The organism is Streptomyces albus subsp. albus (assembly GCF_000719865.1).
Classification (GTDB): domain Bacteria; phylum Actinomycetota; class Actinomycetes; order Streptomycetales; family Streptomycetaceae; genus Streptomyces; species Streptomyces albus_E.
Genome location: NZ_JOID01000048.1, coordinates 1 through 22,349 on the forward strand (window position 1 = coordinate 1; position 22,349 = coordinate 22,349).

The window sequence follows — 22,349 nt, forward strand, 5'->3', positions numbered from 1 at the left end:
CGGCGCAGCACGCTGCGCTCTCCTCCTCCGCCTTGCGATCGCACGCACCAGACGCCGCGGAGCCCGCCCTTTGGGCGGACAGCGCTATGTGCCAGACAGGACCTAGGGCTCCGGGACGCAGCGGAGGGCGTGGGCCGAGGCCTCCGTGCCCGCCAGCTCCTCGTCGCCCGCGCGGATCGCCTCGACCAGACGCGTGTGGTCCACGTAGTTCTCCGGCAGCAGTTCCGGGCCGACGTCTCGGCGGAGGTGATCCTTCAGGACCGCCCCGAGATCGGCGTAGAGCGCGGCCAGGACGTCGTTGTGCGAGGTGGTCACCACGGCCAGGTGCAGGGCGGCGTCGGCGGCGACGAACGCCTCCGCGTCCCGTGACTCCCACGCCTCCTCGCGCCGCGCCAGGGCCGCGTCGAGCTGCCGCACGTCCTCCTCGGTGCGCCGCCGGGCGGCCATCCGGGCCGCCGAGGACTCCAGCGTGCCGCGCAGTTCGGCGATGTGGCGCGGATCGGCGTCCGCGAACCGCCGGTGCATCACACCGGCCAGCTCGCTGGTGGCGAGGACGTAGGTGCCCGAACCCTGGCGGATGTCCAGCAGGCCGTTGTGCGCCAGGGCGCGTACGGCCTCGCGGACGGTGTTCCGGGCCACGCCCAGCTGTTCGACCAGCGCCGTCTCGGTCGGGATCCGCGAGCCCACCGGCCACTCACCCGACGTGATCTGGCGGCGCAGCTCGGCGATCACCCGGTCGGCGAGCGCGGAACGCCGGAGGGAGGTCAGCGGCATGGGCGGGACTCCTCGGTGCGGGTGGTGCCTGTGGGCTGGGGCGGCGTGGGTGGTGCGGACGGCGAGGACTCGGTGCTGGCCACCGCGTCTCGGCGCCGGAGCCGCCGCAGTGGACGGCAAATCATCCCATGATTCTATGATGGGTGGCATGCCCGAGGACGAGACCCGCTGCCGCGCCGCCGCACGCCCCCTGCCTCCGCGGGCCGGCCGCGGCGCGGGCCGGCCGGTTCCCGGACCGGACGTGTTGGCCGCGCTGAGCGGTGAGGGAGCCGAAGGCCCGGGGGTTCCCGGCCACTCCGCCGATGCGAGGTCCTCGGCCTCCGCCGCCGCGTCCGCTTCGTGCGGCTCCGTTCCCGCGCCGCCCGAGCCACCGGAGCCGGCGGACCCGGGCGTCCGCTCCGCGTCGTCCCCTTCGAGGGGCGCCGTGCCGTCCGTCCAGCCGTCCGTCCAGCCGTCCGTCCCGTCCTCCGGCTGGCGGACCCGGCTGCTCATCGTCGGCATCGCCCTGGCCGCGTTGAACCTCCGGCCCGCCATCACCAGCCTCGGCGCCCTCCTCGAAGAGGTCCGCGCCGGGCTCGGCATGAGCGGCGCCACCGCCGGCCTCCTCACGTCCCTCCCGCCGCTCTGCTTCGCCGCCGTCGGGGTCCTGGCGCCGAGGCTGGCCCGCCGGGGCGGGCCGGCGCCCGTGCTCCTCGCCGGCATGGCGGCCATCACGGCGGGTGTGCTGCTGCGGCCCCTCGCCGGCGGCACCGCCGGTTTCCTGGCGGGGAGCGCGCTGGCCCTGGCCGGTATCGCGCTGAGCAACGTGCTGATGCCGGTCGTCGTCAAGCGCTGGTTCCCGGACCGGGTCGGCACGATGACCGGGCTGTACTCGATGGCCCTGGCCCTGGGAACCGCGCTGGCCGCGGCCTCCGCCGTACCGGTCGCGCAGGCGTTCGGGGGGAGCTGGCGGGCGGGACTGGCGGTCTGGGCCCTGCCCGCCCTCGCGGCCGTGCTGCTCTGGCTGCCGCTGGCCGGCATCCGTACCGGCCGCCGTCGCGGAGTGGCGACCGGGGCGGCCGGGGCGGCCGGGGCCGCGGCGGCGGGGGGCGGGAAGCACCCGGAGCGGCGGCACCGCGACCGGACGCCCGCGGGCGGGACGCCCCCGCCCGGCGCCACCCCGGCCCGGGCGCCCGAGCCGGCTCCGGAGCCCGAGCCGGCCCGGGCGTACGGATCCGCGACGGATGCCGCCTCCGCTCCCGCCACCCGCATCACCCGCAGCCCCACCGCCTGGGCCCTGGGCTGCTTCTTCGGTTTCCAGTCCACCGCCGCCTACATCGTCATGGGCTGGCTGCCGCAGATCTTCCGCGACGCCGGGCTCCCGGCGTCCACCGCGGGTCTGCTGCTCGCCGTGACGATGGGCCTGAGCGTCCCGCTCTCGTTCGTCCTGCCGAGGATCGCCGCCGGAATGCGCCACCAGAGCGCGCTCGCCGCGGTCCTGGGACTCAGCGGCCTCTCCGGTTACGCGGGGCTGTACTTCGCCCCCGCCGCCGGAGCCTGGGCCTGGGTGCTGCTCCTCGGCATCTCCAACTGCGCGTTCCCGCTGGTGCTGACCCTGATCGGCATGCGGTCCCGCACCAGTGCCGGCGTCATCCGGCTCTCGGCCTTCGCGCAGAGCACCGGCTACCTCATCTCCGTGCCCGGCCCGCTGCTCATCGGTGTGCTCTACCAGCACACCGGCGGCTGGGGCCTCCCGCTGGCCCTGATGTCGGGGCTGATGGTGCTGCAGCTCGGGCTCGGCGTGCGGGCCGGCCGGCACGGTTACATCGAGGACGAGGGGCGGCGCACGCCCCCCACCGGCCCCGCGGCCCGGACGCCCGGAGGCTGAGCCCCTGGTCGGAGGAGCGCGGACGGGGATGGGAGACTGGGCGCATGCCAGTCCTCGACCCGAATCCCCAGAACGGCCAGAAGAAGCTGCTCGGCGTGCTCGGCGCGATGCTCGCCATCGGCGTCGTCATCTCCGTGATCGCGACCATCCTCGCCCCCTGAGGCCGCCCCTGGTCCGGGCCACCGGGCCACCGGGCCGGACGGCCCCCGGGCTCCGGCCGGCGCGGCTCCGCGCCCGCCCGGTGCGCTCCGTGGACTGCCCGGTTCCGGGCCCGTCCCGCCTCCCCGCGTCCCGCGACACCGCCGTCCCCCGCCCTCGGTCCGGGGTGGGGCTGGCCCCACCTCCCCTAGGGGGCCAAGGTCAGGGTCCACTGGGTGGGTCGCCGGATGGGATCCCGGCGCCCGGATCCGTAGGTTCGGCAGTACACCGCGCGAACAGCGGTGGGCGCGGCCGTGGCAGGCGGCCGCGCCGCCCCGAACCAGCACGGAGGCGGTCCCCATGTCGGCCGGTACGCACTCGCCCCACGCGGCGGCCCGCGCCGCGCAGACGCGGCTCCCGTGGTGGGCCGTCGTGCTCCCGGCCGTGGCCTTCGCCGTTCTGCTCACGCTGATCACCGGCGCCCAGGAGGCGCACGCCGCGGCCGACGGGCCCTCCGGCGTGCGGCAGTTACTGGACCTGCTGCGGAACACGCTGTTCCGCGGGCTGGGCTGAACAGTGGGCCACCGCCCCCGGCCGCACGCCGCCGGCTCCCGCGGGAGCCTCAACAACCGGTGCCGTACAGCGGTTTCCGTGCGAAGCTGGGTGTCATGAGCGCCGCTGAACCCTCCAGGGAGAACACTCCCGGAACCCCGGATTCCCGCAGGATCGTCCTCGTCCGGCACGCGAAGGCCGACTGGCCCGAGGTGGCCGACCACGACCGGCCGCTCGCCGAGCGCGGGCGCAAGGAGGCACCGGTCGTCGGCCGCTGGATCGCCGGGGCCGGCATCAACCCCGATCTGACCCTCTGCTCGACCGCCGTCCGCACCCGCGAAACCTGGAAACTCGTCGTCCACGAGTTGCCGCACCGGCCGCGGACCGTCTACGAGGACCGGCTCTACGAGGCCACGCTCGGCGATCTGCTCGCCCTGCTCAAGGAGACCCCCGACGAGGCGCGGGACCTGCTCGTCGTCGGCCACAACCCCGGGATGCACGCCCTGGCCGACGCCCTCGCCGGCTCCGCCGAGGGCGACACCCTGGCCCGGATGAACCGCGGCGGCTACCCGACCGGGGCGGTGGCCGTCGTCGGCTTCACCGGTCCCTGGAAGTCCGTGGAGCACGGGGTGGGCCGCCTGGTCCAGTACTGGACGCCGCACGACTGAGACGGCACCGCGCCGCAGGAAACGGCACCGCGCCGCACGGCCCCACCCGGGCTGGCCGCGGGCGGAGGGCGCGAAGGCCGGCACGACACCGCGGACCACCCGTTCGCGCCCGTCCGCCGCGGCCCCGCCGGTCAACTGGCCGGCGGGGCCGCGGCGCTGCCGGATGACGGGTGCGGGTGGCGGTGCGAGTACGCCGACGAGGGCTGCCCGGGCTGCCCGGGGTCGTGCGGGAGCCGGCGGCGGCGAACCGGCAGCCGAACCGGTAGCGCCACCCGGCCGCCTCGGGCCCGCCCGAAGGCGTCCGCGACTCGGACGGCCCGCGCCCCGGCGGCTGCCGGACTCCCCCGTGCCCGGCCGACGGGATGGTCCGAGACGGTCCAGGGTCCGTCCGGGGCCGGCCCGGAGCGTCCCGGAGCGGCGGTCCTCAGTCCTCGTCGGCCTGCGTGTCGGCCGCCTCGACCTCTTCCCGGCTGATGCCCAGCAGATAGAGAACGGTGTCCAGGAACGGCACATTGACCGCCGTGTGGGCGGCCTCCCGCACCACCGGCTTGGCGTTGAACGCCACCCCCAGCCCGGCCGCGTTGAGCATGTCGAGGTCGTTGGCGCCGTCGCCGATCGCGACGGTCTGGGCCAGCGGCACCCCGGCCTCGGCGGCGAACCGGCGCAGCAACCGGGCCTTGCCCGCCCGGTCGACGATCTCGCCGGTCACCCGCCCGGTCAGCCTGCCGTCCACGATCTCCAGGGTGTTGGCGGACGCGAAGTCGAGCCCCAGCCGCTCCCGGAGGTCGTCGGTGACCTGGGTGAAGCCGCCGGAGACGACCCCCACCTGGTAGCCGAGACGTTTCAGCGTGCGGATGAGGGTGCGGGCGCCGGGCGTGAGCCGGACCTCGGCACGCACCTTGTCCACCACGGACGCGTCCAGGCCGGCGAGCAGCTTCACCCGGGCGTGCAGCGACTGCTCGAAGTCCAGCTCGCCGCGCATCGCCGCGGCCGTCACCTCGGCGACCTGCGCCTCACAGCCCGCGTGGGCCGCGAACAGCTCGATGACCTCGTCCTGGATGAGTGTGGAGTCCACGTCCATCACGACCAGCCGCTGGGCCCGCCGGTGCAGTCCGGCGGCGACCACGGCGATGTCCACGCCCAGCAGCGCGGCCTGCGTCGCCAGGGCGGTGCGCAGCGGTGCGGTCTCGGCGCCGGAGACGGCGAACTCCACCGCCGTCACGGGGTACTTGGCGAGCCGGAAGATGCGGTCGATGTTGCCGCCGGTGCCGGTGATGGCCGCCGCTATGGCGGCGGTGGACTCGGCGGTCAGCGGATGGCCCAGCACGGTGACGATGGAGCGTCCGGTGCCGCGGGGCCGGTTGTCGCCCCGGCCCGAGATGATCTCCGCCTGCAGGCGCAGGGCCTCCGCCCAGCTGTGCACGGTGGCACGCAGCTCACCCTCGGCGCTTCCGTGGCGGCCGGTCTGCGGCGGGGCGGTGACCAGCGCGCACAGGGTGATCCGGCCCCGTGTGACGACCTGCTCGATGTCGACCACGTCGAGGGAGTAGGCGGCGAGGGTGTCGAACAGCCCGGCGGTGATGCCCGGGCGGTCCTTCCCGAAGATCTTGATGAGGAGGGTGGGTGTGTCATCGCCCGGAACGGCGGTGGCAGGCAGGGTCTGCGATGCGCTCATGGTGATTCCACCGTATCGGGCATCCGTGACGGCGCGCGCGGCCGTCCCGCACTACGGAACGGAGGCGCCCGCGCTGGGCCGGGCGCCCCGCGCGCCCGTCGCCCGGAGCGGGCCGCCGCCGGCCGCCGGCGGACCGATACGCCCAGGTGGGGCGGGGAGGAGGACACCGCGCGGTGACTCGGGCCCATCGCATGGCCGGGCCCGCGCGATTCCGCCGTACGGGGAACCGGCGAGTGGTGGAAACGGACGGTGGACGGCTCCGGCCCGCCGGGTCCGCTGCCTCGTCGCCGGCTGCCACCGGGGCGCGCGGTCCGTGAACCCGCCGGCCGTCCCCGGGAGGCTCAGCCCGGCGGCGGAGACGGGGGAGGGGGCGGCGGATCGCGGCGCGGGTCCGGGCCCGTACCGGAGGGTGCCGTTCCCGGGTCCGGGCCGCCGGCCCCGCGGTCGTAGGCCCCGTACGCGTACGCCCCGCCGGAGCGGGGGTGCGCGGCCGTGCCCGGGGCGGAGAACCGCCGCCCGGCGACCCCCGCCGCCAGAGCCGGCAGCGCGCCCACCGCACCCGCCGCCGCGCCCCACACGATCCCGAGCCCCAGCGCGAGCCCCGCGCTGCCGCGGAGGTCCAGCCCGGCCCCGAAGGCGTCGAAGCCGAAGACCGACAGGCTCGCGCCCGCCGAGACCTCGGTGAGCCAGGCGAGCAGCGGCAGCCCGAGCCCGGCCGCCGCGGCGAGCGGCACCGCGCAGCGCACGGCGAAGGCGGCCGTCCCCCCGCCGCCGGCTCCGGGGGTTCCCCGCCCCGGAGCGCGCGCCCCGTCGCCTGCCCGGGCGTCCGCTCCGGTGCCCGCCCCCGCGCCCGCCCCCGTCCGCCCACCGCTCGTCCCGGTGGCGTCCCGGGGCGTGCGGACGGCGGTGAGCGCCCCCGCGCACAGCAGCGCGAGGACGGCGCCCGGGACGAGCAGCCACGCCCGGCCGTCGAGCTCGGCCAGCCGGGCGACGGTGATCGTCTCCTCCGACGGGGTCAGCAACCGGTCCAGCGGGGCCGGGAGCAGCCGCACCAGCTGCCCGCTCGCCCAGCCGGTCCAGGGAACGAAGAGGCCGAGCAGCATCCCGGTCCAGGCGCCGTTCGGCGCGACGAGCAGGGCCGTACCGGCGATCCGGGCCGGATGCTCGTCCCCGGCGGCCGCCCACACCGCCGCGGCGAGGGCCGCGCCGACGGCCAGCAGCAGGACGGCGCAGAGAGCCGAGACGGCGGGGCGCGCCACCCGGTGCAGCACCTCCCAGCCGGGTGGCAGCGGCGTACGGCGCGAGGCCAGCAGGGCGATCACCAGCACCCCGATGACCCAGACGGCCCCGCCGAGCAGCGTGGGCCCGGTGTCCACCCGGAAACCGACCGAGGCCTCGGCGCGCACCAGATCCGCGAGCTGCGCGGCGAGGCCGCCGCCGAGATCACCGAGCCCCTCCGGGAGCAGCTCCGCGATACCGCCCAGCCCCGAATCCGGGAGTTCCCCCTCCGGCAGCTCCCCCGCCAGGTCCCCGAGCTCGGCACCGTCGAAGGTGACCGTGTCGTGCCCGGCCCAGGACAGCCCGCCGAGCACCGCGAGGAAGAGGGCCACCACGGCCCCGGCCCGGACCACCAGCTCGCCCGCGCCGATCACCCCGCCGGCCCCGCGCAGCGAGCGGAGGAAGACGGCGGCGAGCACCAGGGCCCCGACCAGGGCCACACCCAGGGGCGTGACGTCCACGGAGGCGGCGGCCCGCCCGCCCTCCAGACCGAAGATCCCGATGTCCCCGGCCGGGACGACCCGGCCGTTCACCGCGAGGACCACGGCCGCCGCCGTCATGGGCCCGAGGGAGCCCACCGCGTCGGCCTCCAGCAGATGCAGCGCGAGGGCGGCCGTCCCCGTCATCGCGACGAACGACCAGCCCACGGCGGCGACCGCGGTGAGAACCGCGTCCGCACGGCGGATCCGCCGATTCCCCTGCACGCGCATGAGCAGCCCCGATGGACAGCCGCCGGACCCGGTGGGAGACGGCGGTGGACGGCGAAGAACGATGACTTGCGGTGATTCTTCATGACCGGTGGGCAATCATCGCCGCTTGCCTCCCTCCGGGCGTGTTCCGGTCCGGAGTGCGCCCCTCCCGGCATATCCGCTTGCCACAGCCGGGTTGGGGGTCGGGGCCCGCGCCTGAAATAGTTCCCCCCGATGTCCGCCATACCCAGACTCCCTCTGCAGGGGGTAACTCGGGGGAAAAACAGTGGGGCTTGGAGTGCCGGAACTCATACTGGAATTGAACGGAAGGACCTGGACGCTCGACCCGTCCCGGTCCTACAGCCTCGGACGTGATCCGAAGGGCGACATGGTGCTGGACGACGCCAGGGTCTCCTGGCGTCACGCCACCGTCCGCTGGGACGGGAGCGGTTGGGTCATCGAGGACCTCGGCAGCACCAACGGCACCTACGCCGGCGGCCGGCGGATCCAGCGGGAGCCGATCGGCCCCGGCTCCGCCGTCCACCTGGGCAACGCGGCGGACGGACCGGTGCTGACCGTGTCCGCGGGCGCCGCCGGGCCCGCCCCGGCGGCTCCGGCGGCCGCGGCGCACGGCGCGCCCGCCGCGACGGCCGCCCCGCCGGCGCCCGTGCAGCAGCCGCCCGTGCAGGCGCAGCCGCCGCAGGGCCGGCCGGGCGGCCCCGGTCAGGCGCCGCCCCCGCAGGGATACGCGCCGCAGGTGCCGCCCCAGAGCGGCCCGCCGCAGCAGCCGGCCCCCGGCGGCGCGGCGCCGTACGGCGGCCAGCAGCCCACCGGGCTCCACCGGCTGGCCCTCGGCCGGGTGATGCGCATCGGCCGTGCGCTGGAGAACGACCTGGTCGTCTCCGACCTCCAGGTCTCCCGGCACCACGCGGAGTTCCGCTCCACGCCGGACGGCCGCTTCGAGATCGTCGACCTCGGCAGCCACAACGGCACCTACGTCAACGGCCAGCCGGTCCGGCAGCAGATCATCGGCCCGCACGACATCGTCGGCGTCGGCCACTCCACCTTCCGGCTGGTCGGCGACCGGCTGGAGGAGTTCGTCGACACCGGCGAGATCTCCTTCTCCGCCCGCCACCTCACCGTCACGGTCGACGGCGGCAAGCAGATCCTCAAGGACGTCTCCTTCGGCGCCCCGGAGAAGTCGCTGATCGCGGTGATCGGCCCCTCCGGCTCCGGCAAGTCCACGCTGCTGCGCGCGCTGACCGGCTACCGCCCCGCCGACCGGGGCGAGGTCCTCTACGACAACCGGAACCTCTACAAGCAGTTCGCCGAGCTGCGCCAGCGCATCGGTCTGGTCCCGCAGGACGACATCCTGCACAAGGAGCTGACCGTCCGCACCGCCCTGAAGTACGCGGCCAAGCTCCGCTTCCCCGGCGACACCGCGGAGGCCGAGCGCGAGGCCCGGATCGACGAGGTCCTCCGCGAGCTCAAGCTGGACATCCACAAGGAGAAGAAGGTCACCTCCCTCTCCGGCGGCCAGCGCAAGCGCGTCTCCGTCGCCCTGGAGCTGCTGACCAAGCCCTCGCTGATCTTCCTGGACGAGCCGACCTCCGGCCTCGACCCGGGCATGGACCGCGACGTCATGCAGCTGCTGCGCGGCCTCGCCGACGACGGCCGCACGGTCCTGGTCGTCACCCACTCCGTCGCGGAGCTGGCGCTCTGCGACAAGCTGCTGGTCATGGCGCCGGGCGGCTCGGTGGCGTACTTCGGCCCGCCGGACGAGGCGCTGAACTTCTTCGGCTACGGCTCCTGGGCCGACGTCTTCTCGGCCTTCGAGAACTACCGCGACTACGACTGGGCCGGCCGCTGGCGCGGCTCGCAGCACTACCAGATGTACGCGGCCGACCTCGACGCCGTCGCGCCCCAGCCCGCGTACGTCCAGCCGCAGCAGATGCGCCCGCCCAAGCAGCAGAGCTGGGGCTCCCAGCTGTGGACGCTGATCCGGCGCTATGTGTCCGTGATCGCCTCGGACCGCGGCTTCCTGGGCCTGATGCTGATCCTGCCCGCCGTGCTCGGCGTGGTCTCCGTCCTCATCCCGGCCGACTACGGACTCGCGCGGGGGCCGGCGAACGGCGGCCCGCCCTTCTCCAACCGGGACGGCAGCGTCATCCTGCTGATCCTCGCCGTCGGCGCCTGCTTCGCCGGAGCGGCCAACTCCGTACGCGAACTGATCAAGGAGCGGGTCATCTACGAACGGGAACGGGCCACCGGCCTCTCCCGCTCGGCCTATCTCATGTCCAAGGTGATCGTGCTGGGCCTCATCACCGCACTCCAGGGCGCCATCATCTGCGGCATCGGCTTCCTTCCCCGGGACCTCCCGGAGGAGGGAGTCCTCCTGGCAGGGCTGCCCGCCGTCGAGCTGGCCCTGCCGATCATGGCCCTGGGCTTCACCTCCATGATGTTCGGCCTGGTCATCTCCTCCCTGGTGAAGACCGCCGAGAAGACCATGCCGCTGCTGGTCATGTTCGCCATCGTCCAGGTCGTCTTCACCGGCTGCCTCTTCCAGCTGAACGACAAGCTCGGCGCCGAGCAGCTGGCCTGGCTCATGCCCTCCCGCTGGGCGGTCTCCGCCGCCGGCTCCACGGCCGAGCTCAATGTGCTGCTGCCCTGGGAACCGGGCAATCCCGACCCCCTGTGGGAGCACGAGCTGGGCACCTGGCTGCTGGACATGGGCATCCTGGTGGCGCTCGGCGTGATCTGCGGCTTCGCCGTCGCGCGCCTGCTGCGCCGCCACGAGCCGGAGGTCATGCGCGAGTAGCGGCGCCGCCCTCCGCGCACACGACAGGGCGGCGGCACCCCCGCGGGGGTGCCGCCGCCCTCTGCCGTCACGTGCCGGCCGGTGACCTGTGCGGTGCCGGTCAGTAGGCCGAGTCGACGTTGTCCATGGAGCCGTACCGGTCGGCGGCGTAGTTGCAGGCCGCGACGATGTTGGCCACCGGGTCGTACAGGTCGTTCGCGGTGCCCTCGACGTGGTAGGCGTCGAAGGTCGGCTGGATCACCTGCAGCAGGCCCTTGGACGGGATGCCGTTCTTGGCGTTGATGTCCCAGGTGTTGATGGCCTGCGGGTTACCACTGGACTCCCGCATGATGTTGCGGTGGATGCCCTCGTAGCTGCCGGGTATGCCGTGCTTGTCCATGATGGACATGGCCTCACGGATCCAGCCGTCGAGGTTGTCCGCGTACGTCTGCGGGGCCGGGGCGGCCGGCTTGGCCGGCTCGGCCGCACGCTCGGTCGAGCGGTTGGCGGCCTGCTCGGTGGCACGCTCGGCCTCGGCCTTGGCCTCGGCGTTCTTGACGGCCTCGGTCTTGGGGGCGTCCTTCTTGGAGTCGCCCTTGTCGGCCGCGGGCTCCACCGTCTTCAGCAGAGCGTTCTTGGTGCCGGCGGTGTCCTCGGCCTCGGCCGCGGCGAACAGCGAACCGGTCTTCGGCTCGTCCTGGCCCGCGCTCGCCGGGGCGGTGTACGCCGCCGGCAGGTTCCGCGCGGTCTCGGCCTTGTCGGCACCGGAAGCGGAGCCGGGGGCGGCCGCGAAGGCCAGGGAGGCGACGCTCACCGCGGCCAGGCCGGCTGCCGAGATCTTGTGGGGCTTGGCGAGTCGGGTGCTGTTACCGGAGAAGGTGGGGACGCGCATGGTGAAGACCAATCCAATCGCTGGGCCGCCTGAGCGGGCTGGTCGGAAGCGGCGGTGCGAAACGCTCTCCCAGGGATGGAGGGCCACGCGCCGTTCCGGCTGACTGCACCGCTTCGATCCGCGGTGCCTTGCGACGTAAACCATTCTTAGCGGCGCAAATCGGGCGTGGCAAAGGTGTGACGTACTACCCCGGATCGCAGCAAAGCGGACCAGTCATACCGCCTCCGGACACCCGGGTGCCGATCGGCGCCCGCGCGGCAACTCCTAAGCGGCGTCGTACGTGACCTGGGCCCTATGCCCCGCTTCACAACGGGCCCGCCCGCGGTCGACTCCGTGTCGCGGGAACCCTGCGGACGGTCACCGGACGGGGCGCTCCGCCGGGCCCCGCGTGGGCGCTGCCCACGGCCGGGTGGCGCTCGACCCGGCCCCGGGCCTCGCCCGGCGCGCCCCGGGGCCCGGCCCGGCGGCGCTCAGCCCTCGGCGCCCCTACCGGCGGCCGGTGCCGCGCCCGGCAGACTGCGGCCTCGAAGGGCGGCCGGCGGTGTCGTCCCACCCCCGTGCCTCCCGGCGGTCCGGCCCCGCGCGGGCGCGGTCCACGGCCGGGGGGTGCCCGGCGCCCCGCCCCCGGCCGGGTGGTGCCCGGCCGACTCCCGGTAGCGGCGGCCGGTGCCGCACGGCGCCCGTGCGCCCCGGTACCCGTGCGTCCCGGCGCCCCGTCCCCGGCCGGGCGGCGGCCCCCGCGCTCGTTCCCGGGTCCTCGTCCCGAAGTCCCGGTCCTCCGCCGTCCCCGGCCGGATACGGACCGCCGCCCCGCCGGTTACGGTGAGGCCATGACCACCGGCCCCGTCCCCCCGTCGGGACTCGCCGCGGTGAGCGAGGCCCTGCTCGCCATGAGCCGCCACCTGGAAGTGCGCGACGTCCTCAAGACGATCGTCGTCTCCGCGCGCGACCTCCTCGACGCCGAGTACGCCGCCCTCGGCGTCCCCGACGACCACGGCGGCTTCGCCCAGTTCGTCGTCGCCGGCGTCAGCGACGAGCAGTGGAAGGCCATCGGCCCGCTGCCCCGCCAGCACGGCATCCTCGCCGCGATGCTCCAGGACGCCACCCCGCAGCGCCTCGCCGACGTGCGCGCCGACCCCCGCTTCGAGGGCTGGCCGGACGCCCACCCCGACATGTCCGACTTCCTCGGCCTCCCCGTCGCCGACGGCGACGAGGTTCTCGGCGCCATCTTCCTGGCCAACAAACGCTGCCTCCTGCCGCGCGCGGAGCGAGCCTGCGGCTTCACCGCCGAGGACGAGGCCCTGCTCGCCATCCTCGCCCAGCACGCGGCCATAGCCCTCACCAACGCCCGCCTCTACGAGCGCAGCCGCGAGCTGACCATCGTCGGCGAGCGCGCCCGGCTCGCCCACGAACTGCACGACGCCGTCTCGCAGAAGCTGTTCTCGCTGCGCCTCACCGCGCAGGCCGCCGCCGCCCTCCTCCACCGCGACCCCGACCGCGCGCGGGACGAGCTCCGGCAGGTCGCCGCCCTCGCCGCCGAGGCCGCCGAGGAACTCCGCGCCGCCGTCGTCGAACTGCGGCCGGCGGCCCTCGACGAGGACGGCCTCGTCGCCACTCTCCGCACCCAGGCCCGGGTCCTCGACCGCGCCCACAGCGCCCGTGTCGTCTTCCGCTCCTCCGGCGTACGGGCCCTGCCGGCGGCCCAGGAGGAAGCCGTGCTCCGGGTGGCGCAGGAAGCCCTGCACAACGCGCTCCGGCACGGCGGCCCCACCCGCGTCGACATCAGCCTCGACCGGCGGGGCCAGGGCGCTCTGCTGCGCGTCGCCGACGACGGCACGGGCTTCGACCCGACCGCCGTCCGCCGCGCCGGACGCCACCTGGGCCTGGTCTCCATGCGGGACCGGGCGAACGGCGTGGGCGGCGGTCTGACCGTGGAGTCGGCGCCGGGCAAGGGCACCGTGATCGAGATGGAGGTCCCCGGTGGCGCGTGAGAGAACCACCGTCCGCGTCCTGCTGGTCGACGACCACCAGGTCGTGCGGCGCGGCCTGCGGACCTTCCTGGAGGTCCAGGACGACATCCAGGTCGTCGGCGAGGCGTCCGACGGCGACGAGGGCGTCGCCCGCGCCGAGGAGCTCCGCCCCGACGTCGTGCTCATGGACGTCAAGATGCCCGGCACCGACGGCATCGAGGCGCTGCGCAAGCTCCGCGAGCTGGAGAACCCCGCCCGGGTGCTCGTCGTCACCAGCTTCACCGAGCAGCGCACCGTCGTCCCGGCCCTGCGCGCCGGCGCCTCCGGCTACGTCTACAAGGACGTCGACCCCGACGCGCTCGCCTGCGCCATCCGCTCCGTGCACGCCGGGCACACCGTCCTGCAGTCCGAAGTGGCCGGGGCTCTGCTCGCACAGGAGGGCGACCGGGCCGGCCAGGGCCGCGCCGGCACGCTCACCGACCGGGAGCGGGACGTGCTGGGCCTGCTCGCCGACGGCCGGTCCAACCGGGAGATCGCCCGCGCGCTGGTGCTCTCCGAGAAGACCGTCAAGACGCACGTCTCCAACATCCTGATGAAGCTCGACGTCTCCGACCGCACCCAGGCCGCGCTCTGGGCGGTCCGCCACGGCCTCACGGCCTGATCCGGGCCTCGGCCGAGGCCGCGCGCGGCGGCGCTGGGGCTTCGGCGCGCGGTGGCGCGTTGCTCCGTTCGGAGGCATCCGGCCCGTGATCCGTGCCATATGGGCGTACCCCGCGTTCATTCGGGTGACCCCGCCGTCAGGGGTCCCGAATGCCATCAGGAGAAGGAAGCTCGTCATGAAGACTGCCAAGAAGGCCGCCCTCGTCATCGCCGCCGCGGGTGCCGCGATCGGCGCTGCCCCCGGTGCCGCGTTCGCGGACACCGGTGCGAGCGGCCAGACCACCGGCTCGTGGGGTATCGGTTCGGGAAACGTGGTCCAGGCCCCGGTGAACGCGCCGGTCAACGTCTGCGGCACCACCGCCAATGTCGCGGGCCTCTTCAACCCCGCCGCCGGCAACAGCTGCGGCGACGCGGCCGGCGGCGCGCGCACCAGCGGTTCGGAGGCCACTCCCCTCGCCGCCACGACCCGCTCCACGGGCGGTGCCGAGCTGGGCAACGAGCTCGTCGGCCTCCGGGGCGACGAGGGCGGCCTGGGCGCGGACGCCGGGCCGGCCCTGCTCCGGGGCGACGAGAGCGGCCTCGGCGCCGGCGCCGGTGACACCCGTCTCCGCGGTGACGCCGAGGGCCTCGGCCTGGACAGCGGTCTCGGCGAGGGCGGCGAGACCCGCCTTCTGTCGAACGAGGCGTACGAGCAGTACAACGCCTGACGACATCAGGGGCCGGCGCCCGCCACCGAGTGCCCGCCACCGGGCACCACCGGGGCGGCCGCCGCCACGGCGACAGCCATCCAGAGAGGCGCCACGGCCATCACGGTCGGCAGCACCGCTGGGCGGCTCCGGGCTCCGCGGATCCCACGACGGTCCGCGGAGCCTTTCGCATGCCCGCCCCCGGTCCCGCCTCAGCCGCGCTCGCGCTCCTCCACGCAGGCGTTGTACGCCGCGACCTGCGCCCGCCGGGCCGTACGCTCCACCGGCCGGAGCGCCTCCTCCCGCACCGCCATCTGGGAGGCGCTCACGGCGGCCCCGTGCTCCGTGCCGGCCGGCCCTCCGGCCCCTCCGCCGCCCGCCGCACCCGGACCACGGGCGATGGCCACCAGGGCGCCCACCCGCTGCGCCAGCTCCAGCACCCGCGCCGCGCGCGGCGGATACCCGGGCGCGAGCACCTCCCGGTCCCGCTCGGCCCGCGCCCGGTACGCCTCCAGCGCCGCCTGCGCCGCGGGACCGGCTCCGGCAAGATCCAGCCGGGACAGCAGCTCCGTCGCGTCCCGCAGCGCCTCCGCCAGCTCCCGCTCCGCCTCGCCGAGCGACGGCACGTCCGCCGGCGGCGCCTCCCGCACCGGCAGGCAGTGCCACACCACCTCGACGTGCACATCGCCCTCGGGCCCCGCCTCGGAGATCTCCGGAACCAGGCCCAGCGCGGCCCCGGGCACGAGCACCGCCTCCTCGCAGGCCAGCGCCCGCGCGTTGAACTCCGGCGGCCCGCTCAGCCCCAGCGGGTGCCCCGGCACGGGCAGCGCCACCCGGAAACCGGCGGCGCCGAGGCCCCGCAGCCGGCCCAGGGCGAGCGAGAGCCCCACCGGACCGGACTCGCCCGGCAGCCCCTCCACGCGGTGCAGCGCGTCGTCACCCACGATCCGCTGCACCGCGTCATCCGGCGGGACCAATCCGGCAAGAAGGGCATTTCCCCAGGCGGCCAGCCGCCCCGATCGTGGTTCCGTGAGCATGGGACCAGCCTAAGGACAGGTGCCGACAACGCGTGGCGTAGGTTTGCTGAGAGCGGCTGCGCCCACCGGCGCACGAGACGTTCCGACACGGCGATCCGACACGGCGATCCGACACAGCAAGGGGAGACGACGCGCTCATGAGCGATGTACTGGAGCTGGTGGACGTATCAGTGGTCCGCGAGGGGCGGGCTCTGGTGGACCAGGTCTCCTGGTCGGTCGCCGAGGGCGAGCGCTGGGTGATCCTCGGCCCCAACGGCGCCGGCAAGACCACGCTGCTCAACATCGCCTCCAGCTATCTCTTCCCGACGACGGGCGCCGTCCAGATCCTCGGCGAGAAGCTCGGAAGCGTCGACGTCTTCGAGCTGCGCCCCCGGATCGGTATCGCGGGCATCGCCCTGGCCGACAAGCTGCCGCCCGCCCAGACGGTTCTCCAGACGGTGCTCACCGCCGCCTACGGCATGACCGCCCACTGGCAGGAGAGCTACGAGCGGATCGACGAGGAGCGCGCCCGCGCCTTCCTCGACCGTCTCGGCATGACGGACTACCTCGACCGCAAGTTCGGCACCCTCTCCGAGGGAGAGCGCAAGCGGACGCTGATCGCCCGCGCGATGATGACGGACCCCGAACTGCTGCTGCTGGACGAGCCGGCGGCCGGCCTGGACCTCGGCGGCCGCGAGGACCTCGTCCGCCGCCTCGGCCGGCTCGCCCGCGACCCGTACGCCCCCTCCATGGTCATGGTCACCCACCACGTCGAGGAGATCGCCCCCGGCTTCACCCACGTCCTGATGATCCGTCAGGGCAAGGTGCTGGCCGCCGGCCCCATCGAGCTCGAACTGACCTCCCGCAACCTCTCGCACTGCTTCGGACTGCCGCTGGTCGTCGAGCGCAACGGCGACCGCTGGACCGCTCAAGGGCTGCCGCTCACCTGATAGTTGGCCCGATAGTTGACCGGGCGCTGTTCCCCCGGGCGTACCACCGCGCCTACCATGAGCACGTGGAACCATGGGTGTGGTGGCTGATCGCCGCCGTAGGGTTGGGCATTCCTCTCGTCATGACGGCGATGCCCGAATTCGGGATGTTCTCCGTAGGGGCCGTCGCCGCGGCTGTCACCCAGGCATTCTTCGGTGGCGGCATCGTGGCGCAGGTCCTGGTCTTCGTCATCGTCTCGGTGGCGCTGATAGCGGTCGTGCGCCCCCTCGCGGCCCGCAGCCGGGCCGCGACTCCCCGGACGGCCACCGGAGTCGAGGCCCTGACGGGGCGTCAGGCGCTCGTGCTGGAAAGGGTCGACAGCCAGGGCGGACGCATCAAACTCGCGGGCGAGGTCTGGTCCGCGCGCACACTCGACGCCGGCCAGGTCTACGAAAAGGGCCAGCAGGTCGACGTCGTGGAGATCGACGGCGCGACAGCCGTCGTCATCTGACGCGCTCCGGCGTACTTCGGGGACACCGGACGGCCGTGTGTGGCCGAAGGCCCCCCGGGACAGCCTGTTCTCTGACAGACTGATGATCAAGCGACCGAAGGGGTACGGAGAGCATCCATGGAACCGATCATCATCGTCCTGATCATCCTGGTGGTGCTCGTCTTCATCGCCCTCATGAAGACGGTGCAGGTCATCCCACAGGCCAGCGCCGCCATCGTGGAGCGCTTCGGCCGCTACACCCGCACCCTCAACGCCGGGCTCAACATCGTCGTCCCGTTCATCGACTCGATCCGCAACCGCATCGACCTCCGTGAACAGGTCGTGCCGTTCCCGCCGCAGCCGGTGATCACCCAGGACAACCTGGTCGTCAACATCGACACCGTCATCTACTACCAGGTCACCGACGCCCGCGCCGCGACCTACGAAGTCGCCAGCTACATCCAGGCGATCGAGCAGCTCACCGTCACCACCCTCCGCAACATCATCGGCGGCATGGACCTGGAGCGCACCCTCACCTCCCGCGAGGAGATCAACGCGGCACTCCGCGGCGTCCTCGACGAGGCCACCGGCAAGTGGGGCATCCGCGTCAACCGCGTCGAGCTCAAGGCCATCGAGCCGCCCACCTCCATCCAGGACTCGATGGAGAAGCAGATGCGCGCCGACCGCGACAAGCGCGCCGCGATCCTCCAGGCCGAGGGTGTCCGGCAGTCCGAGATCCTCCGCGCCGAGGGCGAGAAGCAGTCCGCCATCCTCCGCGCCGAGGGCGAGGCCAAGGCCGCCGCGCTGAAGGCCGAGGGCGAGGCCCAGGCCATCCGCACCGTCTTCGAGTCCATCCACGCCGGCGACGCCGACCAGAAGCTCCTCTCCTACCAGTACCTCCAGATGCTGCCGAAGATCGCCGAGGGCGACGCCAACAAGCTTTGGATCGTGCCCAGCGAGATCGGCGAGGCGCTCAAGGGTCTCGGCGGCGCCCTCGGCAACTTCGGCGGCGCCCCGGCGGCCCCCGCAGCCGGCAACGGCGCCCCCCGGGAGAACGCCGTCCCGCCCGCCCCGCGCCGCGAACAGCCCCCGCTCGACTGATCCGGCAGCCGCTCCGGCATGATCGGTGCAACAGGCACCGATCACGGAGAGGCACGGCGTGAGCATCTGGGAAGCGGTCGCGGTCCTCGTCGCGGGCATCGGCGCCGGAACGATCAACACCATCGTCGGCTCCGGCACGCTCATCACCTTCCCGGTGCTGCTCGCCACCGGTCTGCCGCCGATCACCGCCAACGTCTCCAACAACCTGGGCCTCGTCCCCGGCTCCGTCAGCGGCGCCATCGGCTACCGCCGCGAACTCGCCGGGCAGGGGCGGCGGATCCTCCGCCTCGGCGCCGCGGCGTTCGCCGGCGGCCTCACCGGAGCCCTGCTGCTGCTCTCCCTGCCCTCCCGGGCCTTCGACGCGATCGTGCCCGTCCTCATCGCCCTCGCCCTGGTCCTGGTGGTCCTGCAGCCGCGGCTCGGACGCGCGATCCAGCGCCGCCGCGAGCGGACGGGCGGCGGTGCCCACCGGGACGGCGGCCTCCTGCTGCTCCTCGGCATCCTGCTGTCCAGCATGTACGGCGGCTACTTCGGCGCCGCCCAGGGCGTCATCTACCTCTCGCTGATGGGACTGCTGCTCAGCGAGGACCTCCAGCGGATCAACGCCGTCAAGAACGCCCTCGCGGTCGTCGTCAACGGCGTTGCCGCCCTCGTGTTCCTCTTCGTGGCGGAGTTCGACTGGCTGGCGGTCCTGCTCATCGCCGCCGGTTCCGCGCTCGGCGGGCAGATCGGCGCGAAGATCGGGCGCCGTCTGCCGCCGGCCGTCCTGCGCGGCGTCATCGTCGCCGTGGGAACCGCCGCCATCGTCCTCCTGCTGCTCCGCTGAACGTCCGCGCCGAACGTCCGCGCTGAGCAGCGGCCCGGCGGCGGCCCCGCCACGGCGCCCCGGCCTGCCCCGGCTCAGGCGGGCTGCGGCAGCCACTCCGGAAGGGTGTCCCAGCCCTCGCCCCGCCCGCCGACCGCCAGCAGCAGCGCGTCCGCCGGTGTGGGCTCGAAGGGCTTGCTGAGCAGCCGCATGCCCGCCTGTTCCGGCGTCCGGTTCGCCTTGCGGTGGTTGTCCTCGGCACAGGCCGCGACCGTGTTCAGCCAGGTGTCGCCGCCCCCGCGGGACCGCGGCACCACGTGGTCCACGGTCGTCGCCCGCCGCCCGCAGTAGGCGCACCGGTGCCGGTCCCGTACGAGCACCCCCCGCCGGGACCAGGGCGCCCGTTGTCGGAACGGCACCCGCACGTACCGGCAGAGCCTGATCACCTGCGGCACCGGCACCTCGACGGCCGCGGCACGGATGCGGAGACCGGGGTGAGCCTGTTCGACGACGGCCTTGTCCTGCAGTACCAGCACCACCGCACGCCGCAGCGACACCGTCGACAGCGGCTCGAAGCTCGCGTTGAGCACCAGCGTCTCGCGCATCCCGCCCACCTTCCGCTCATTCCCCGCCCATGGCGGCGGACCGGGATCAACTCTGACCGCGCCCACCCGCCGCGACAACGCAATTTCCCGCACGGATACGGGAAACGGCGCACGACGCCGGAGTGAACCACCACCGGAACGCGCCCCCGGCGGACAGCACTCCGCCCCGCCCACCGGACGGTGGACGGGGCGGAGAAGAGGCGTCCCTGCGGACGGCCGGGACCCGCGCCACGCGCGGACGAGCCGCCTAGAGCGGCGCCGGGATGGCGTACTCACTCACGATGTGCGCCCGAGCGAGCGTGTGGAACCGCAGGTTGAAGCCCACCACGGCCGGCGAGGCGTCCGCGTCCGGCCCGAGCTTCTCGGTGTCCACGGCGTACACCGTGAAGACGTAGCGGTGCGCCGGGTCCCCGGGCGGCGGCGCCGCACCGCCGAACTCCCGCTTGCCGTAGTCGTTCCGCACATGGACGGCCCCGTCCGGCAGCCCGGCGAAGTCACCGCCGCCCGCTCCCCGCGGCAGCTCCGTGGCCGTCGCCGGGATGTCGAAGAGCGACCAGTGCCAGAAGCCACTGCCCGTCGGCGCGTCCGGGTCGAAGCAGGTCACCGCGAAGCTCTTGGTCTCCGGCGGGAAGCCGGACCACCGCAGCTGCGGCGAGACGCTGCCGCCCTCCAGCGTCTGGTCCCCGCCGAGCTCGGCTCCGGGCGCCACGTCGTCGCTCACCACGGTGAACGACGGCACCGGTGGCAGGAAGTCGTGGGGGAGCGGTGGCCTCTTGGAGTCGGTCACGTCGAAACCTCCGGATCGGTGATCACGTCGCTTCCGAGCCTAGAACCAATTGCGCTTTCCGCCGACCTCCGCCAGCCAGGCGTTGAGGTAGGCCGCCCAGTCGGTCTGCTGGTACGAGCTGAGCCCCACGGTGAACGCCCGGTAGGAGTCGGTCCCCTCGGTGAAGAGCCCCGGCCGCTTGTCCATCTCCAGGATGACGTCCATCTCGCCGTTGTCCGCGACGAAGGTCAGCTCGACCTGGTTCAGCCCCCGGTACTGCTGCGGGGCGAAGAACTCGATCTCCTGGTAGAACGGCAGCCGCTGCCGCGTCCCGCGGATGTGCCCCCGCTCCAGGTCCGCGCTCTTGAAGCGGAAGCCGAGCGTGCCGAAGGCGTCCAGGATGGCCTGCTGGGCGGGCAGCGGATGGACGTTGACGGGGTCGAGGTCACCGGAGTCCACGGCCCGCGCGATCTCCAGCTCGGTCGTCACCCCCACGTCCATGCCCGTCAGGTGCCGTCCCATGAACATCGTGATGGGCGTCTCCCACGGGATGTCCAGCGCGAACGGGACCGAGTGCACGGCACCCGCCTGCACCTCGAAGGCACCGCCGAGCCGCAGCTTGTGGAACTCGATGTCCTGCTTGTACTCCTGGTCGCCGCTCTCCACCTCGACCCGCGCCTGCAGGCCCACCGAGAGCCCCTCGATCTGCTGGGCCACCGAGCCGCCCTGGATGCGGACCTCGCCCTGGACGACCCCGCCCGGCACCACGTTCTGCTCCGTGAGCACCGTCTCCACCGACGCCCCGCCGGCACCCAAGCTCGCGAGCAGCTTCTTGAAGGCCATGTCCGCCTCTTCCTCCCCTGGGCGAGCCCTGTCCGGGCTCGCTCGAACCGTTGATCCCTACATACGCGGAACAGCGCACCGGCGGTTCCCGCCCGGTCCCGCACCGACCCGTATCGGAGCACCGCCGGCCGGACGTGCTCCGGAGCCCCCATGCTCCCGTATCGCACCCGCCCGTCCGGCACCGCCCGGTGCATTACGCTCGGTCGGCATGCTCGACCACCACCGGGGACAACCCCCCGAGCCACCCGCACGGCTCGACCGCACACCCCTGACCCGCGACTTCTTTGACCGCCCCGTGCTGGAGGTCGCCCCCGACCTCCTCGGCCGCGTCCTGGTCCGCAACACCCCCGACGGCCCGGTGGAGCTCCGCCTGACGGAGGTCGAGGCGTACGACGGCGAGTCCGACCCGGGCTCCCACGCCTACCGGGGGCGCACGGAGCGCAATGCGTCGATGTTCGGCCCCCCGGGCCACGCGTACGTCTACTTCATCTACGGCATGTGGTTCAGCCTCAACCTGGTCTGCGGCCCCGAGGGCAAGGCGAGCGGTGTCCTCCTCCGCGCCGGCGAGATCCTGACCGGCGCGGAATGGGCGGGCGAACGCCGCAGGACAGCGCGCAAGCACACCGAACTGGCGCAGGGACCGGCCCGCCTGGCAACCGCCCTCGGCATAGACCGCTCCCTGGACGGAACCGACGTCTGCGCCGGCCCGGACGCCCCCTTCTCCGTACTGGCCGGCGACCCCCCGCCGCGAGACCGGGTCCACAACGGCCCGCGCACCGGGGTGGGCGGGGACGGCGCGGACCATCCCTGGCGCTTCTGGATCGCCGGCGACCCCACCGTCAGCCGCTACCGGGCGCACGTACCCCGCAACCGAGCCCGACGCAAGGGCGGCGCTTGACGCCGGCGACGCGAGCGTCTAACGTAGCCCGAGCCGCTTGAGACGGGCAGGGCTGCGGGACGGCGGATAGCCGGACCTCCGGAAGCCCGTCAGCGACACCACCACTACGACGAGAACCCCGCTCGGGGCTTTTCTCTGATGCCGGAATTTGATACCGAAAGGCTCGATTATGAGCCGGCCGGGAAATCCGCTAACGTAGGGGCCGCGCCGGAAGGCGCAAGCGAAAACCCCCTCCAACGGGGACCGGAA

20 protein-coding genes and 1 pseudogene are annotated in these 22,349 nt (G+C 74.0%); 13 read left to right on the plus strand and 8 right to left on the minus strand.

The window, feature by feature from the left end; all coding sequences use genetic code 11:
- Positions 1-102: 102 nt before the first annotated feature.
- Positions 103-774 (minus strand): FadR/GntR family transcriptional regulator, encoded by a 672-nt coding sequence (locus tag IF83_RS0128375; protein WP_030549057.1) that lies wholly within the window; start codon positions 772-774, stop codon positions 103-105.
- A 136-nt stretch (positions 775-910) separates the two neighbouring features.
- On the opposite strand from IF83_RS0128375, the gene IF83_RS0128380 reads away from it, so the two are divergent.
- From IF83_RS0128380 to IF83_RS0128395, 4 genes are all read left to right on the plus strand, one after another.
- Positions 911-2,641, plus strand: a complete 1,731-nt coding sequence (locus IF83_RS0128380; RefSeq protein ID WP_394297391.1) for a CynX/NimT family MFS transporter — start codon at positions 911-913, stop codon at positions 2,639-2,641.
- Positions 2,642-2,685: 44 nt separating this feature from the next.
- The gene (locus IF83_RS35390; RefSeq protein ID WP_279617237.1) at positions 2,686-2,802 is read left to right on the plus strand and encodes an SGM_5486 family transporter-associated protein; all 117 of its coding nucleotides are present in this window, start codon (positions 2,686-2,688) and stop codon (positions 2,800-2,802) included.
- A gap of 337 nt (positions 2,803-3,139) precedes the next feature.
- Positions 3,140-3,352 (plus strand): hypothetical protein, encoded by a 213-nt coding sequence (locus IF83_RS0128390; protein ID WP_030549060.1) that lies wholly within the window; start codon positions 3,140-3,142, stop codon positions 3,350-3,352.
- A 95-nt stretch (positions 3,353-3,447) separates the two neighbouring features.
- Positions 3,448-3,999, plus strand: coding sequence for a SixA phosphatase family protein (locus tag IF83_RS0128395; RefSeq protein WP_030549062.1), 552 nt, complete (start codon positions 3,448-3,450; stop codon positions 3,997-3,999).
- A gap of 424 nt (positions 4,000-4,423) precedes the next feature.
- On the opposite strand, the gene serB is transcribed toward IF83_RS0128395, so the two are convergent.
- Both serB and IF83_RS0128405 read right to left on the minus strand, forming a co-directional pair.
- The gene (serB, locus tag IF83_RS0128400; RefSeq protein ID WP_030549064.1) at positions 4,424-5,674 is read right to left on the minus strand and encodes a phosphoserine phosphatase SerB; all 1,251 of its coding nucleotides are present in this window, start codon (positions 5,672-5,674) and stop codon (positions 4,424-4,426) included.
- 341 nt (positions 5,675-6,015) lie between these two features.
- Positions 6,016-7,662 (minus strand): streptophobe family protein, encoded by a 1,647-nt coding sequence (locus IF83_RS0128405; protein ID WP_051723501.1) that lies wholly within the window; start codon positions 7,660-7,662, stop codon positions 6,016-6,018.
- A gap of 265 nt (positions 7,663-7,927) precedes the next feature.
- Between IF83_RS0128405 and IF83_RS0128410 the strand changes: the two genes are divergently transcribed.
- The gene (locus IF83_RS0128410; RefSeq protein WP_167343630.1) at positions 7,928-10,459 is read left to right on the plus strand and encodes an FHA domain-containing protein; all 2,532 of its coding nucleotides are present in this window, start codon (positions 7,928-7,930) and stop codon (positions 10,457-10,459) included.
- Positions 10,460-10,559: 100 nt separating this feature from the next.
- Here IF83_RS0128410 and IF83_RS0128415 read toward each other — a convergent pair whose 3' ends face one another.
- On the minus strand, positions 10,560-11,330 hold the full coding sequence (locus IF83_RS0128415) for a transglycosylase SLT domain-containing protein (RefSeq protein ID WP_030549069.1): 771 nt from the start codon (positions 11,328-11,330) through the stop codon (positions 10,560-10,562).
- An 830-nt stretch (positions 11,331-12,160) separates the two neighbouring features.
- Here IF83_RS0128415 and IF83_RS0128420 point away from each other — a divergent pair.
- The 3 genes from IF83_RS0128420 to IF83_RS34380 all read left to right on the plus strand — a co-directional run bounded on the left by IF83_RS0128420 (position 12,161) and on the right by IF83_RS34380 (position 14,667).
- On the plus strand, positions 12,161-13,321 hold the full coding sequence (locus tag IF83_RS0128420; protein ID WP_030549071.1) for a GAF domain-containing sensor histidine kinase: 1,161 nt from the start codon (positions 12,161-12,163) through the stop codon (positions 13,319-13,321).
- On the plus strand, positions 13,311-13,961 hold the full coding sequence (locus IF83_RS0128425) for a response regulator (protein ID WP_030549073.1): 651 nt from the start codon (positions 13,311-13,313) through the stop codon (positions 13,959-13,961). Before IF83_RS0128420 ends, IF83_RS0128425 begins: the two co-directional genes overlap by 11 nt.
- Before the next feature lie 175 nt (positions 13,962-14,136).
- A complete protein-coding gene (locus IF83_RS34380; RefSeq protein ID WP_078843983.1) occupies positions 14,137-14,667 on the plus strand; it encodes a chaplin in 531 nt (176 codons plus the stop codon).
- A gap of 191 nt (positions 14,668-14,858) precedes the next feature.
- Here IF83_RS34380 and IF83_RS0128440 read toward each other — a convergent pair whose 3' ends face one another.
- Positions 14,859-15,683 (minus strand): hypothetical protein, encoded by an 825-nt coding sequence (locus IF83_RS0128440; protein ID WP_030549077.1) that lies wholly within the window; start codon positions 15,681-15,683, stop codon positions 14,859-14,861.
- A gap of 137 nt (positions 15,684-15,820) precedes the next feature.
- Between IF83_RS0128440 and IF83_RS0128445 the strand changes: the two are divergent.
- The 4 genes and pseudogenes from IF83_RS0128445 to IF83_RS0128460 all read left to right on the plus strand — a co-directional run.
- Positions 15,821-16,345 (plus strand): annotated as a pseudogene (locus IF83_RS0128445) (ABC transporter ATP-binding protein); the annotation flags it as partial.
- 389 nt (positions 16,346-16,734) lie between these two features.
- Complete coding sequence (locus IF83_RS0128450) at positions 16,735-17,103, plus strand: NfeD family protein (RefSeq protein WP_078843985.1); 369 nt, start codon at positions 16,735-16,737, stop codon at positions 17,101-17,103.
- A gap of 117 nt (positions 17,104-17,220) precedes the next feature.
- Positions 17,221-18,183 (plus strand): SPFH domain-containing protein, encoded by a 963-nt coding sequence (locus tag IF83_RS0128455; protein ID WP_030549083.1) that lies wholly within the window; start codon positions 17,221-17,223, stop codon positions 18,181-18,183.
- Between the two features lie 58 nt (positions 18,184-18,241).
- Positions 18,242-19,009 carry a sulfite exporter TauE/SafE family protein gene (locus IF83_RS0128460; protein ID WP_030549085.1) on the plus strand — a complete coding sequence of 256 codons (768 nt, stop codon included), beginning with the start codon at positions 18,242-18,244 and terminating at the stop codon, positions 19,007-19,009.
- Between the two features lie 74 nt (positions 19,010-19,083).
- On the opposite strand, the gene IF83_RS0128465 is transcribed toward IF83_RS0128460, so the two are convergent.
- The 3 genes from IF83_RS0128465 to IF83_RS0128475 form a co-directional block, all read right to left on the minus strand.
- Positions 19,084-19,593: an HNH endonuclease gene (locus IF83_RS0128465; RefSeq protein WP_030549087.1), complete on the minus strand. Its 510-nt coding sequence runs from the start codon at positions 19,591-19,593 to the stop codon at positions 19,084-19,086.
- Positions 19,594-19,840: 247 nt separating this feature from the next.
- Entirely contained in the window at positions 19,841-20,380 is a 540-nt protein-coding gene (locus IF83_RS0128470; protein ID WP_030549089.1) for a YbhB/YbcL family Raf kinase inhibitor-like protein, read from the minus strand.
- A gap of 39 nt (positions 20,381-20,419) precedes the next feature.
- Positions 20,420-21,202, minus strand: a complete 783-nt coding sequence (locus IF83_RS0128475; RefSeq protein ID WP_030549092.1) for a sporulation protein — start codon at positions 21,200-21,202, stop codon at positions 20,420-20,422.
- Positions 21,203-21,410: 208 nt separating this feature from the next.
- On the opposite strand from IF83_RS0128475, the gene IF83_RS0128480 reads away from it, so the two are divergent.
- On the plus strand, positions 21,411-22,100 hold the full coding sequence (locus tag IF83_RS0128480) for a DNA-3-methyladenine glycosylase (RefSeq protein WP_051723502.1): 690 nt from the start codon (positions 21,411-21,413) through the stop codon (positions 22,098-22,100).
- Positions 22,101-22,349 lie beyond the last annotated feature (249 nt).

What these genes read in the sequence shown, in the direction of transcription:
- IF83_RS0128475 (WP_030549092.1), bottom strand. Translation starts at nt 21,202, where the DNA reads ATGGCCTTCAAGAAGCTGCTCGCGAGCTTGGGTGCCGGCGGGGCGTCG.
- IF83_RS0128465 (WP_030549087.1), bottom strand. Translation starts at nt 19,593, where the DNA reads ATGCGCGAGACGCTGGTGCTCAACGCGAGCTTCGAGCCGCTGTCGACG.
- IF83_RS0128395 (WP_030549062.1), top strand. Translation starts at nt 3,448, where the DNA reads ATGAGCGCCGCTGAACCCTCCAGGGAGAACACTCCCGGAACCCCGGAT.
- IF83_RS0128415 (WP_030549069.1), bottom strand. Translation starts at nt 11,330, where the DNA reads ATGCGCGTCCCCACCTTCTCCGGTAACAGCACCCGACTCGCCAAGCCC.
- IF83_RS0128405 (WP_051723501.1), bottom strand. Translation starts at nt 7,662, where the DNA reads ATGCGCGTGCAGGGGAATCGGCGGATCCGCCGTGCGGACGCGGTTCTC.
- IF83_RS0128450 (WP_078843985.1), top strand. Translation starts at nt 16,735, where the DNA reads ATGACGGCGATGCCCGAATTCGGGATGTTCTCCGTAGGGGCCGTCGCC.
- IF83_RS0128420 (WP_030549071.1), top strand. Translation starts at nt 12,161, where the DNA reads ATGACCACCGGCCCCGTCCCCCCGTCGGGACTCGCCGCGGTGAGCGAG.
- IF83_RS0128375 (WP_030549057.1), bottom strand. Translation starts at nt 774, where the DNA reads ATGCCGCTGACCTCCCTCCGGCGTTCCGCGCTCGCCGACCGGGTGATC.
- IF83_RS34380 (WP_078843983.1), top strand. Translation starts at nt 14,137, where the DNA reads ATGAAGACTGCCAAGAAGGCCGCCCTCGTCATCGCCGCCGCGGGTGCC.
- IF83_RS35390 (WP_279617237.1), top strand. Translation starts at nt 2,686, where the DNA reads ATGCCAGTCCTCGACCCGAATCCCCAGAACGGCCAGAAGAAGCTGCTC.
- serB (WP_030549064.1), bottom strand. Translation starts at nt 5,674, where the DNA reads ATGAGCGCATCGCAGACCCTGCCTGCCACCGCCGTTCCGGGCGATGAC.
- IF83_RS0128390 (WP_030549060.1), top strand. Translation starts at nt 3,140, where the DNA reads ATGTCGGCCGGTACGCACTCGCCCCACGCGGCGGCCCGCGCCGCGCAG.
- IF83_RS0128480 (WP_051723502.1), top strand. Translation starts at nt 21,411, where the DNA reads ATGCTCGACCACCACCGGGGACAACCCCCCGAGCCACCCGCACGGCTC.
- IF83_RS0128455 (WP_030549083.1), top strand. Translation starts at nt 17,221, where the DNA reads ATGGAACCGATCATCATCGTCCTGATCATCCTGGTGGTGCTCGTCTTC.
- IF83_RS0128440 (WP_030549077.1), bottom strand. Translation starts at nt 15,683, where the DNA reads ATGCTCACGGAACCACGATCGGGGCGGCTGGCCGCCTGGGGAAATGCC.
- IF83_RS0128380 (WP_394297391.1), top strand. Translation starts at nt 911, where the DNA reads ATGATGGGTGGCATGCCCGAGGACGAGACCCGCTGCCGCGCCGCCGCA.